Below are 13,309 nucleotides of genomic sequence, written 5' to 3'. Positions count from 1 at the left end.
TCTGGCTCTGGCTCTGGCTCTGGCTCTGGCTCTGGCTCTGGCTCTGCAGATGATACCTCTTGAGCCAACAGGTCAAGGTCTTCCTCAAGAGTCGTTATTTCAGTTTCATCATCCAGTAATGCATTAAAGTAGTCATCAAGTGCTTGTTCACTGGACAGCACATCATTACTGCTCATCGAACGCCAACCTCTCCAGGTAAATCAGTAGCTGTTTATAGGCAAACACACCACGGCTACCAGATGCAAAATGCGAAGCTGGCAAGTGCTTTAAACTGGCATCGCGGAACTTGGTATCAATAGGCACCGCTGAGGTCCACACTTGATTTGGGTAATCTTTTTTCAGTTGCATCAATGTCTGCAATGACGCTTTCGTGCGCTTATCGTACATGGTTGGGACGATAGTCACTTTGAAACCGCCCGGGCGAGATTTTTGCATAATGGTTAGCGTACGCATCATGCGCTCTAGACCTTTCATTGCCAAAAACTCTGTTTGAACAGGAATCAAAATTCGGTCACTGGCTGCCAACGCGTTCACCATCATCACGCCAAGGATTGGCGGACAGTCAATCAACACATAATCATAGTCTTGTGAGACAGTTTGCAGCGCCCGTTTTAAGATTAATCCCATACCACTGCGATTACCCATTACGCGATCAAGCGTGGCAAGGGACATATGCGCGGGAATGATATCCATTCCTTCCAGCTCTGTTTCTAAAATCAACGGTTTAACCGTCTCACGAGAAAACGTCTTCAACTGGAATAAATCAAATAGGCTCGAAGTTACTGCATCAGGATCATAACCGAGATAAGTAGTCAGTGAGGCGTGAGGATCAGTATCAACCATCAATACTCGATGGCCTTTCTGGCTCAATAAGCCCGCCAATGTCACTGTTGAGGTGGTTTTACCCACGCCTCCTTTCTGGTTAGCTACACTCCAAACAATCATGATGAATCCTAAGCTAGGCCAACTTCCACCAACATGCGTTCAGCGATGCGGTCAAGCGGTAAATCTTCTGAAGAAATGCCTGCTTTAGCAACCGCTTGGGGCATGCCATAAACAACACAACTTTCTTCATCTTGTGCCCAAATAGTTGAGCCTGCAGACTTCAACATGCGAGCGCCCTCACGACCGTCTGCACCCATGCCTGTCAACACTAAAGAGAGCACTTTGTCGCCATATACTTTTGCGGCAGAACCAAAAGTCACATCCACACATGGTTTGTAGTTCATGCGATCGCCGCCATCAATAATGCGAAGACGAGCAGCGCCCGCTCGTCCATCCACCATCATTTGTTTCCCACCTGGTGCAAGGTATGCCACACCGGGCTGTAACACATCGCCATCTTGTGCTTCTTTCACTTGAATCTTACACAAGGTGTTCAAACGACTGGCAAACGCAGCAGTAAACGTTGCTGGCATGTGTTGAATCAATACAATCGGATGCGGATAGTTCATCGGCAAGCGCGTCAGAATTTTTTGTAGAGCAACGGGGCCACCTGTTGATGTGCCAATTGCCGTCAGTTGATACTTCTTACCAGAAGCACGGTACTTTGTCGCAGCAGGTCGAGTTGGTGTTGGAGTCACAGGTGAAGCCGTTCTTGAACCTAATGATCGAGTAGTCGTGCTGGTACTCGCTGTTGGGCGAGCGATAGGTCGACGCATGAAAGCGCGCTTCGAGGCAATCTGAATCACACGCTGTTGAAGTAATGACACCGCTTCTTCACGGTTACGCGCAATGTCCTCAAACTTTTTCGGTAAGAAGTCCAATGCGCCCGCATCTAGCGCATCAAGCGTAGCTTTCGCCCCGTCGTGGGTCAGGGACGAAAACATTAGAATTGGCGTTGGAGCAGCGGCCATTATTTCACGTACAGCTGTAATGCCATCCATCACTGGCATTTCAATATCCATCGTGATGACGTCAGGTTTGAGAGATTTGGCTTTCTCAACCGCCTCTCTACCATTTACCGCAACGTCAATCACTTCTAGGCGCGATTCTGAGTTGATGATTTCGCTCACGCGACGTCGGAAAAAACTCGAATCATCAACGACTAGTACTTTAATCGCCATCTTATTCCTTTTAATAACGTCAGCTTTGCTTAAAGGCGTGAAGCCGCAGCATATCGCTTAAGTAAATCAGGCACATCTAGAATTAATGCAATATGGCCATCGCTAGTAATTGTCGCACCAGCCATACCTGGAGTGCCCTGTAATAGATTATCGAGTGGCTTAATAACCACTTCTTCTTGACCAATAAGCGTATCCACAACAAAACCAACGCGTTGGTTACCAATCTGTACAATCACCACGTGACCGTGACCAGTACGCTCTTGGACGTTTTGCGATTTGGATGCTAACCAGTTTTGTAAGTAAAATAGCGGGATAGATTTCTCACGTACAATGATCGTCAGCTGACCATCTACCACGTTTGTACGGCTAAGATCTAAGTGGAAAATTTCACTCACCGAAGCCAGTGGTAGAGCAAACGGATGACCGCCAACACCAACCATCAGAGTCGGTAAAATCGCTAACGTTAGTGGTACTTTGATCGTAATCTTAGTGCCCTTGCCTAGCTCAGAATCGATATCGATTGAACCGTTTAAGGTATTGATCGCCGTCTTAACCACGTCCATACCCACACCACGACCAGAGATGTCAGAAATTTTATCTTTACTTGAGAAACCAGGTGCGAAGATAAGGTTGAAGCACTCTTTATCTGTTAAACGTGCCGCCGCATCTTCATCCATCATGCCACGCTTCACCGCGATGCCACGCAGTTTGTTCGGGTCCATACCGCCACCATCATCTACGATGGATAGTTCAATATGGTCCCCTTCTTGCGATGCTGACAAAATCACTTTACCTGTACGTGATTTGCCGGCCTTCGCGCGTGCGTCTGGCATTTCAATACCGTGATCAACCGAGTTACGCACCAAGTGAATCAACGGATCGGCCAATGCTTCTACAAGGTTTTTATCGAGATCGGTTTCTTCACCGCGCATTTCTAGCACGATGTCTTTATTTAGGTTACGAGCCAAGTCACGGACAACGCGTGGGAAACGGCCAAACACTTTCTTAATTGGCTGCATACGCGTTTTCATTACCGCGCCTTGTAGATCCGCAGTTACCACATCAAGGTTAGCGACCGCTTTGGACATCTCTTCGTTGTCGCTATTCAAACCAAGGCTTAATAGGCGGTTTCGAACCAATACGAGCTCACCCACCATGTTCATGATGGTATCAAGCGTCGAGGTATCAACACGAACGGTTGCTTCAGCCTGAGGTTTTTTAACCGCTGGTGCTTTGGCTTCTTCTTTTACCGCGACTGGTTTAGATTCTGGCTTTGGTGCTGGCGCTGCTTGAACGGGTGTTGGCTTAGCAACAGGCTCAGGTTTCGCAGGGCTTTGCTCTACGTTTGCTGAAGCTGGCTTCGTTGCCATATCCAATTCTTCTAGCGTTGGACCTTTACCTGAACCATGTAGCTCATCGAGTAACTTTTCGAACTCTTCGTCCGTCATTAAGTCACTGTCTTGATTTGATGAAGATGACACTGGAGCGGAAGGCTCTGCCGCTTTAGGTGGCTCTACTGGTACAGATGCAGCAGCCTCTGCCGTAGAAGGGCTTTTTCCTACACCGTGCAGTTCATCGAGTAAGCGTTCAAACTCATCATCAGTGATATCACCACTTTCAACTGATGGTGCACTCGATTGAGGCGGTTCAGATGGCGTTGTAGGTGTCGCAGACATTGAGTTGCCTGGCGCTGAACCTTTACCATGAAGCTCATCCAGTAGCTTTTCGAATTCGTCTTGGGTAATTTCATCAACAGAGCCGACACTTGATGGTGCTGACGGCGCAGCAGGTTCTTCGATGATAGGCTCGGGAATAATAGGCTCTGGAGTAGCCACTGGTTCTTCAACTACGGTTGCCGCTACTTCATCTTCTGACTCAGGTTTGCATAGACGATGAAGTTCTTCAAGAAGCTCAGGGTCCGCAGCTTCTAACGGCTCACGATCTTGAACAGCCTGGAACTGGGTATTAACCGTATCCAAGGCTTTTAGCATCGTATCCATTAAGTTTTGCGTTACCGTGCGTTGACCGTTTCGTAAAACGTCGAACACGTTCTCCGCACCATGACAAGTATCGACTAGCTCTGCCAATGAAAGGAAGCCGGCACCGCCTTTTACGGTATGAAACCCGCGGAAAATAGCATTAAGTAAGTCTTTGTCTTCTGGGTTATTTTCCAATTCAACCAACTGCTCAGAAAGCAGCTCGAGAATTTCCCCAGCCTCAATGAGAAAGTCCTGAAGAATATCTTCGTCTAAATCGTAGCTCATACGTTACCTTTAAAATCCAAGACTGGACAACAAGTCATCGACTTCGTCCTGCGATGAAACCGCATCTTCTCTCAGTTCTGGATGAAGAATCGGGCCTTCGGCTTCGCTTGTTTGTGTATTCTTTTTATCTGCCGGTTCTGACAAAACTTGAATGTGTTCTTCAAGTTTATTTCCAGAGAATACGGTTAGGATTTCCACTAAGCGGCCTTCAACTTCATTAACCAACGTAATTACGCGGCGAATGATTTGGCCAGTTAGGTCTTGGAAGTCTTGCGCCATGAGAATTTCGGTCAATTGGCCGCGCAATTCAGTGCTGTCACCTTCGACTTGCACTAATAGCCCGTCGATTCGGTGACACAGTGCTTTAAATTCGCTTAATTCTATGCGCCCGTGCATGAGTTCATTCCATTGAGGACGAACTTTTAGAAGGCAATCATGCAGGTTGTCAGCGATAGGAAGGCAGCAGTCGACCGCATCCATTGTTTTGTTGGCTGCAAGCTCTGTCTTCTCGATCACATAATTGAGACGATCCCTAGCGTTAGGGATTTCGTCTTTCGCAATTTCGGTCATGCGCTGATCGAGACTGAACTGCTTGAGTGATTCGTGAAGGTCTCGAGTTAACGCTCCAATTTCTTGCAGCATTGGGTTATCGGCACCTTCGTAGATCGAGGCAACAAGCATATTGGCTTGGTCTTGTTCCCCGTTTTCTAGCATTTGAACGAGTGACTTCGCCTGCTCTAGTGAGATCATTCTGAATAGACCCTTTTACGTTTAGTTCTTCTTATCACTTTGAAAACGCTAAACGAGTCATTTAATAGGTATTTAATAATTGGTATGAATGACTCGAATAACAAAGAGAAAGAGAGAGTTATAAACGCTCGAAAATTTTATCTAATTTTTCTTTTAATGTTGCAGCAGTAAATGGCTTAACAATGTAGCCGTTTACACCTGCTTGAGCAGCTTCAATGATCTGCTCACGCTTCGCTTCAGCCGTGATCATTAGAACTGGCAGATGCTTAAGTTCTGCATCCGCGCGGATGTGTTTAAGCAAATCGATGCCTTGCATACCTGGCATGTTCCAGTCAGTTACAACAAAATCGAAGTCACCTTTTTTCAGCATTGGTAATGCGGTTAAACCATCGTCCGCTTCTTGAGTGTTATTGAAACCCAAGTCACGAAGCAGGTTTTTAACAATACGGCGCATTGTTGAGAAATCATCAACAATAAGGATCTTCATGTTTTTATTCAAAATTGCCTCCACTGAATCGTAAAATCAGTGTTTTTAGTCATTTTGTGTCCACGCACTGAGCTTGGTACGTAAACGTTGCATCGCTTGACTCAGTATTTGACTTACGCGAGATTCGCTTACGCCTAACACATCGCCAATTTCTTTCAAATTGAGTTCTTCATCATAATAAAGCGAAAGAACCAAAGCTTCACGCTCTGGAAGCTGTTTTATTGATTCAACCAGTGCTTTTCGAAATGATTCATCAACTACCCCTTTGAATGGGTTGCTGTCATCGGTTTCATCCGCCGGTGAAATCACATCATCAGAAACGCCTAAATCTTCAATACCGACTAATTTTGAGCAGTTGATATCGGTAAGAGCACTATGATATTGATCCAGTGTCATACCGAGATGCGTGGCTACTTCAGAATCAGTAGGATCTCGATTTAATTCGCCTTCCAGCTCCGCAATCGCTTGGTTAATCTCTCGATTATTTTTATGAACAGAACGCGGTACCCAATCGCCTTTACGCATGTCATCTAACATTGCGCCACGAATACGGATACCTGCATAAGTTTCAAAGCTCGCACCTTTAGAACCATCATAATTCTGCTGAGCTTCGATAAGACCGATCATGCCGGCCTGAATTAAATCCTCTACCTGAACACTCGGCGGTAAACGGCCTAGTAGGTGGTGAGCAATGCGCTTAACCAACACTGAATAACGTTCAATGAACGCCTGCTGGCTATTAAATTTGCCATGTTGGTCATAGGTTATCGCTTTATTCACCAAAAGGGTCCTCTGCGAATTCGGTACGATTTAGCAACCTTTCCACAAAAAATTCCAAGTGTCCACTTGGTGTTTTCGGTAGTGGCCACGTCAACGCTTTGTTTGCTAGTGAGCTGATAGCTAAAGCGGCAGGCGAGCGTGGGAACGCATCAACGACAATTTTTTGTCTTTTTACAGCCTGTCGTACTTTATCATCTAATGGAATACATGCTACGAGTTCAAGGCTAACATTCAAGAATCGCTCTGTGACTAGTGTCAACTTTGCAAACAATTCTCGCCCTTCACGGTAGCTTCTGACCATATTTGCTACAACTTTAAAGCGTTGAACTTGGTGTTCTTTACTCAACAGCTTGATTAATGCATAGGCATCTGTGATTGACGTCGGTTCATCACACACAACTACAACCACATCTTGAGCTGCTCGCGAAAAACTGATTACCATGTCAGAGATACCAGCAGCGGTATCAATCAGCAGGACATCCATTTCGTCTTCAAGACTACCAAATGCTCGGATGAGTCCGGCATGCTGAGCGTGAGAAAGCTCTGTCATGCTCTGTGTGCCAGAAGTTGCAGGAATTATCTTTATACCATAAGGCCCTTCGACAATCGCATCTTTTAGCTCACATTCACCCGCTAAGACATGTCCTAGATTACGTTTTGCACGAATTCCGAGCATCACGTCCACATTGGCCAGACCTAAATCAGCGTCGAGAACCATCACCTTCTTGCCTTGGCGAGCCATACAAATCGCCAGACCCAGTGTTACGTTTGATTTCCCCACACCACCTTTGCCGCCAGTAACAGCAATCACTTTGGTCAACGATGGTTGTGTTAAGCGACGGAGGCCGCTTGCTTGATCGTGTATCATATTCTCAGTCATAGTAGTCCGCCGCCTTAGAGTCCTTCACTGTCACTGTTCCAAAAGTGAGGTTCGTTCTCTGTCGACTTCTCTAACAGTTCATTTGCTTTCGCAAGCATATATTTTGGTTGCGCTATCACAATGTCTTCTGGTACGCGCTGACCATTAGCGATGTAAGCTACTGGCATTGCGTTTTGAATCACTACACTGATGAATTCGCCTAGGCTTAATGACTCATCAAGCTTCGTCATAATACAACCCGAAAGTGGTATACGTCGGAAGTGATCCAGCGTTTCTTGTAGAACACGACGTTGTGCGGTAGCCGGCAAAACAAGGTAGCTGTGGATCACTTCTCCGCTCTCTTGCATTAGAGTGTCGAGCTGCTCGGAAAGCCTCACATCTCGTTGCCCCATCCCTGCCGTATCGACCAAAATCAGTCTTCTGTTTCTTAGCTGATATATAACATCGGCTAACTCGTTAGAATCTTTAGCAACTCTTACGGGACAACCCATGATTCTTCCGTAAATTGAGAGTTGCTCATGTGCACCTATGCGATATGTGTCTGTTGTCACAAGGGCCACATTGTCGGCACCGTATTCCATGGCTGCGCGTGCTGCGAGTTTCGCTACGGTTGTTGTTTTCCCAACCCCCGTCGGACCCAACAATGCGACTACGCCACCACGTTTTAAAATGTCCTGTTTAGGAATATTGATTTGATCCGCCACCAGCGACAATAACGCTTTCCACGCTCGCGCTGGCTTTGTATCTTCCGGGATATAACAGGCCATCTGGTCTGCTAACTCCGGAGAAACGCCCATTCGCTCTAAGCGCTTAATCAGCATAGCTCTTAGCGGCTCACGGCGTTCTACTTCTTGCCACATCAGGCCAGAAACTTGGTGCTCCAACAGACGACGAATTGACGTCATCTCTTCGCGCATGCTTTCTAGCTCATCGGCCGATTCGTCACGCTCATCACTTGGGCGACGTCGGTCATAGCGCGTCGGGTCCAGCTTGGGCGTCGGACGTTCAAATCGATTGTCCTGTGCGATTAGCTTCGCCAAAGGTGAATCTGGTTGATATGGCGCTGGCTTTTCTTGGTTGTAGCCGTCGCGATGCTTATTTTGGCGTTGCAGCAAAGCAGAGAGCGAATCTTCATTTTCTGCTACGTGATCGTCAGCATCTGCTGCACCACCGCTATATTGCTTAAGCATATTAGCGAATCGCTGCGTCATTGAGCCTGTTTTTTCATTGTTACTGTTATTACTGTTCAGGCTAATTTTATCTTCATCTAAATGACGATCTTGGTAACGATCAGCAGAAGACGATGACATTTGACGATGTTCGTTATAGCGATTCGATTGAGAAGCACCGCGATTTTGCTGTGACGCTGCGCTTGCTTGAGACGGATTAGATTCACTATCTATCGCCGCAACAATCGCTACTCCACCAGCCACTTTCTTGTTTGACATGATCACCGCTTCCGCGCCTAAGTCCTCTTTCACTTGGAGCAGCGCCGTTCTCATGTCTTTGGCAAAAAATCGCTTTATTTTCAAACTATGAATCCATTAATGATGCGTGAGATCAGTTACCCACGGCTTGCACAATTCTGATCTGTTTTTCATCCGGGATTTCTTGGTAAGACAGTACCCGGAGATTAGGTATTGTGTTCTTCACAAATTTCGCCAACGTCGAGCGTAATACACCGGAAGTAAGCAGAACGGCAGGTTCGCCTTTCAGTTCTTGTTCCTGTGTCGCTTGGCTTAGTGAAGACTGCAATCGCTCAGCGAGTCCCGGTTCAATCCCCGCGGATTCGCCTCCTGATGCTTGCATAGTTTGATGCAATATTTGTTCCAGTTCGGGTATCAAGGTGATCACTGGTAACTCAGGCTCTATACCATTGATTTCTTGAACAATTAGACGTTTAAGACTAATTCGAACTGCTGCCGTCAATATGTCAGCTTCTTGACTCTTACTTGAGTACTCAGCCAAAGTTTGAACAATCGTGCGAATATCGCGGATTGGAATGGCCTCGTTTAACAAGTTTTGTAGGACTTTCACCACCACACCTAATGGTAATTGGTCAGGAACAAAGTTCTCGACCAACTTAGGCGCGCTGCGTCCCAACATTTCTAATAAATTCTCTACTTCTTCATGGCCAATTAGCTGTGATGCGTTGTTGGTCAATAGCTGGCTTAGGTGCGTCGCTAATACCGTTGATGAATCAACAACCGTATAACCCAGAGCCTGCGCGTGCTCACGCTGATCTTCTCGGATCCATACGGCTTCCAGTCCAAAAGCAGGGTCAATGGTTGGTTCACCATCAATCATGCCATACACCTGACCTGGGTTAATCGCTAGCTCTTGATCCGGACGAATCTCTGCTTCGCCCACCGCAACCCCCATCAATGTAATTCGGTAACTGTTTGGGGTCAGCTCAAGATTGTCACGAATATGAACCGCTGGAATTAGGAACCCAAAATCTTGCGATAACTTTTTACGCACGCCTTTTACGCGCTCTAGCAGTTCCCCACCTTGGTCTCTGTCCACCAAAGGGATTAAGCGATAACCGACTTCCAAGCCAATAATATCGACTGGCTGGACGTCATCCCAAGACAGTTCGCGCTGTGAGGAAGGTTCTGTACCTTCGTCTGCTGTTGCTGGTAAAGCGGGCTCTTTCGCTTTCTGCTTCTGCCGTTTGTCGATGAAATATGCCGCTGCACCGGCCGCGACTGCCAGGCTCAAAAACGCAAAGTGTGGCATGCCCGGTACGATGCCCATCACACCAAGAATAGCCGCAGTAATCATCAGCGCTTTTGGGTTGTCGAACATCTGGAAGACCAGTTGTTCCCCCATGTCTTCATCGGTGTTTTGGCGCGTCACCATCATTGCCGCTGCAATCGACAGCAATAGCGATGGGATTTGTGCGACCAAACCATCACCGATTGTCAGTAAGGTATAGATTTCAATCGCTTCACCGAAACCCAATCCATACTGCGCCATACCGATCGACAGACCGCCGACGATGTTGATAAACAGAATCAAAATACCGGCAATCGCGTCACCTTTTACGAACTTCGAGGCACCATCCATCGAGCCATAGAAATCCGCTTCTTTGGTCACTTCAAAACGACGAACTCTTGCCTGCTCTTGGTCTATCAATCCGGCATTCAAGTCGGCATCAATCGCCATTTGCTTACCCGGCAACGCATCAAGCGTAAAGCGAGCACTTACCTCAGAGATACGACCCGCACCTTTGGTCACCACCATAAAGTTGATGATCATTAAGATGAGGAAAACCACTAGGCCGACCGCGTAGTTACCACCAATAACGACGTTACCGAACGCCTCAATTACGTTACCTGCCGCATTACCGCCTTCATGACCATGCAGTAAGACGACACGAGTCGAGGCAACGTTCAAAGCCAAGCGGAGCAACGTGGCGATCAGCAATACCGTTGGAAAAGCAGCGAAGTCCAAAGGGCGACGTGTGTAAACGGTCACTAACAACACCACCATCGACAGCGCGATGTTAAAGGTGAAGAACATATCCAGCAAAAATGCTGGAATCGGCAGTACCACCATCGCTAGGGTGGCCAAAACCATCACCGGAGCACCAATAGCTGGCATTTCACGTTGAGGGATTCGTGGCAATTTATCTGCAAACGGCAGGCTTAACTTCATACTGCGAGAGATCTCAATCGATTGAAGCGTCACGTAAGCTCTTACTATTAATACGCGACCGCTTTAGCCTAAAAGTTTAGGTAGGGTTGATAATTAAAGCGTTTTAAGCAATCTATGTACCATAATTAGCGCCAAAATAATGACTAAACACTCAAATAGAGCTTAGCTTTTGATCAAACGAGCTTTTTTAAGGCTTTACCGCTTTTCGTATCAATGACGGTGCTCGGGCGGGATTGGCAAATCATAATCTTGAATTTTCGGGCGCTGTCCACCTCGTTTTCGGTATTGCTTCAATTGGAATACAAATGCCAAAACCTGAGCGACGGCAGTAAATAACCCATCGGGGATCTCTTGCTCGAGCTCTGTCGTGTGGTACAACGCACGAGCCAAAGGTGGTGCGGGCACAATCGTAATGTCATGTTCGCGGGCGACTTCTCGAATCTTCATCGCCATGTGGTCAGTACCTTTAGCGATCACGACTGGCGCACGGTCTGTCTTCTGTTTATAACGAAGCGCTACCGAGAAGTGCTCTGGGTTAGTAACAATAACATCAGCTTGAGGAACGTCCGCCATCATTCGACGTTGAGCCGCTTCCCTTTGCAACATACGAATACGGCCTTTCACTTCCGGCTTACCTTCAGTCTCTTTGTATTCGTCTTTGACTTCTTGCTTGGTCATTTTTAACTGATCGGCGTGCTGCCAAATTTGAAATGGAATATCGATGGCAACCACAATCAATAGCGAGCAACTGATCAGCAAAATAAAGTTCAGCAAAATATCTAAAGCATGGAAGATGTTTTGCGGATACACATCCATGCTCAATTGAATCAGATCGGCCTGCGATGCTTGGATCAAATAGATGGCGACACCAGTGACCAGAACCACTTTAAGGATTGATTTGATCAACTCTACCCAGCTTTGCATGCCAACCATTCGCTTTAAGCCGCTAAGTGGATTCATTTTCGACAGCTTGGGCATGGCCGCTTGGGCAGAAAAACTGATTCCTCCCACACCTGCTGCTCCAATCATGGCGGCGGTAAACAATGTCGCTAACACCAAAAATAGTGGGAACAACAAATCACTCATCGCGCCCAAAGCGATATCAAACAGTTTTGCAGTATCGAAAATCTCTTCTCGTTGAAGATCAAATAAACGGCTCATGATGGAAAACAATGAACGTGCTAACGCCTCGCCAAACCACATCAATGAAATGGCGCCAACGATCAGCACAGATGCTGATGCAAGCTCTTTAGATCGAGCGACCTGCCCCTTTTCTCTGGCTTGTTGTAACCGTCGGGGCGTGGCTTCTTCGGTGCGTTCCTGACCGTCTGATTCTGCCAAATCTTAGCACTCCAAGCGAATGAGCCGACAAATCTGCGCCTCACCCACTGTCCAGAACATTTCATAATGACTGTATAGACCAGCCAGTATGTACCAACAAAGTAATAGACCCACCATCAAAGCAAAAGCAAAACCAAGCGAGAAGATATTCAGCTGTGGTGCGGCACGGGTCATTACACCAAACGACAAGTTAATGGTCAGTAGTGCAATAATGCCGGATAGAGACATACTCAATGCAGTTTGGAACATAATACCAAGCCAGCCTGCCATTTCACGGAAATCAACCGCGTTGAGCGAGCCGGAGCCAATCGGCAAAGTTTTAAAACTGAACACCACCAATTGCAGCATTTTTAAGTGTCCATCGGTGGCAAGGAAAAACATTGTCGTTAAGAACATGAATAACTGGCCAAGCAATGGCGTGTTCTGACCATTTGCGGGATCAACCATAGAAGCAAAGCCCAAACTTGATTGCATACCCAATATTTGACCAAGTAGGACAAAGGTTTGAATCATAAATTGAGTAACCATACCCATCGCTATGCCGATGATCATTTGCTCGGCAATGGTCATGAAGCCACGAAACGAGAGTAGCTCAATGTCCTGAGGTACGGCGGGGATGGCTGGCATGACAGCGAAAGTGATGGCTAAACCGAGGTAAAGGCGGATTCTTGGCGAAACAAATCGGGCCCCGGTTACTGTCATCACCATCAACATGGATGAGATACGAACATAGGGCCAGAAGTAGTTTGCGATCCAATCTAAGACAACGCTAGTGGGGTACTCCATAGGCGCCTCTAATAAAGCACCTGAGGTAAGCGTTCAATCAAGCCATAGAAATATTCCATCAACATTTGCGTCATCCAATGCCCAAACAGCATCAGGGCCAAAAGCGTGACAATCAAACGCGGTAAGAAGCTCAATGTTTGTTCGTTGATGGATGTCGCAGCTTGAAAAATCGCAACTACAAGGCCGATAAGCAAGCTTGGGATGATAATAGCGCAGACCATGATAAGCACCATCCAAAGTGCTTCACGGAAAAGCTCGACAAACATTTCTGGTGTCATGTCTTATCCTCTATCTG

The 13,309-nt window shown here is 46.8% G+C and carries 12 protein-coding genes; all 12 read right to left on the bottom strand.

Annotated features, from left to right (window positions below; genetic code table 11):
- Window positions 1-165: 165 nt before the first annotated feature.
- Entirely contained in the window at window positions 166-945 is a 780-nt protein-coding gene (locus IQP38_RS03410) for a ParA family protein (RefSeq protein ID WP_005380505.1), read from the bottom strand.
- Between the two features lie 8 nt (window positions 946-953).
- Window positions 954-2,066: a protein-glutamate methylesterase/protein-glutamine glutaminase gene (locus tag IQP38_RS03405; RefSeq protein ID WP_025767174.1), complete on the bottom strand. Its 1,113-nt coding sequence runs from the start codon at window positions 2,064-2,066 to the stop codon at window positions 954-956.
- 29 nt (window positions 2,067-2,095) lie between these two features.
- Window positions 2,096-4,330, bottom strand: a complete 2,235-nt coding sequence (locus IQP38_RS03400) for a chemotaxis protein CheA (protein ID WP_193837310.1) — start codon at window positions 4,328-4,330, stop codon at window positions 2,096-2,098.
- Window positions 4,331-4,339: 9 nt separating this feature from the next.
- On the bottom strand, window positions 4,340-5,080 hold the full coding sequence (locus tag IQP38_RS03395) for a protein phosphatase CheZ (RefSeq protein ID WP_005380502.1): 741 nt from the start codon (window positions 5,078-5,080) through the stop codon (window positions 4,340-4,342).
- Between the two features lie 118 nt (window positions 5,081-5,198).
- On the bottom strand, window positions 5,199-5,567 hold the full coding sequence (cheY, locus tag IQP38_RS03390) for a chemotaxis response regulator CheY (RefSeq protein ID WP_017635949.1): 369 nt from the start codon (window positions 5,565-5,567) through the stop codon (window positions 5,199-5,201).
- 45 nt (window positions 5,568-5,612) lie between these two features.
- A complete protein-coding gene (locus tag IQP38_RS03385; RefSeq protein ID WP_005380499.1) occupies window positions 5,613-6,347 on the bottom strand; it encodes an RNA polymerase sigma factor FliA in 735 nt (244 codons plus the stop codon).
- Entirely contained in the window at window positions 6,340-7,227 is an 888-nt protein-coding gene (locus tag IQP38_RS03380; protein ID WP_005380498.1) for a MinD/ParA family protein, read from the bottom strand. Before IQP38_RS03380 ends, IQP38_RS03385 begins: the two co-directional genes overlap by 8 nt.
- Before the next feature lie 14 nt (window positions 7,228-7,241).
- On the bottom strand, window positions 7,242-8,759 hold the full coding sequence (gene flhF / locus IQP38_RS03375; RefSeq protein ID WP_085569739.1) for a flagellar biosynthesis protein FlhF: 1,518 nt from the start codon (window positions 8,757-8,759) through the stop codon (window positions 7,242-7,244).
- 28 nt (window positions 8,760-8,787) lie between these two features.
- A complete protein-coding gene (gene flhA / locus IQP38_RS03370) occupies window positions 8,788-10,887 on the bottom strand; it encodes a flagellar biosynthesis protein FlhA (RefSeq protein WP_025998722.1) in 2,100 nt (699 codons plus the stop codon).
- Window positions 10,888-11,097: 210 nt separating this feature from the next.
- Complete coding sequence (gene flhB, locus IQP38_RS03365; RefSeq protein WP_005380490.1) at window positions 11,098-12,228, bottom strand: flagellar biosynthesis protein FlhB; 1,131 nt, start codon at window positions 12,226-12,228, stop codon at window positions 11,098-11,100.
- A gap of 3 nt (window positions 12,229-12,231) precedes the next feature.
- Entirely contained in the window at window positions 12,232-13,014 is a 783-nt protein-coding gene (fliR, locus tag IQP38_RS03360) for a flagellar biosynthetic protein FliR (RefSeq protein ID WP_005384463.1), read from the bottom strand.
- A gap of 8 nt (window positions 13,015-13,022) precedes the next feature.
- Entirely contained in the window at window positions 13,023-13,292 is a 270-nt protein-coding gene (gene fliQ / locus IQP38_RS03355; RefSeq protein WP_005380488.1) for a flagellar biosynthesis protein FliQ, read from the bottom strand.
- Window positions 13,293-13,309 lie beyond the last annotated feature (17 nt).

This window comes from Vibrio sp. OPT41 (assembly GCF_015163595.1).
Taxonomy (GTDB): domain Bacteria; phylum Pseudomonadota; class Gammaproteobacteria; order Enterobacterales; family Vibrionaceae; genus Vibrio; species Vibrio alginolyticus.
This window is presented reverse-complemented; position numbering and strand designations above follow the sequence as displayed.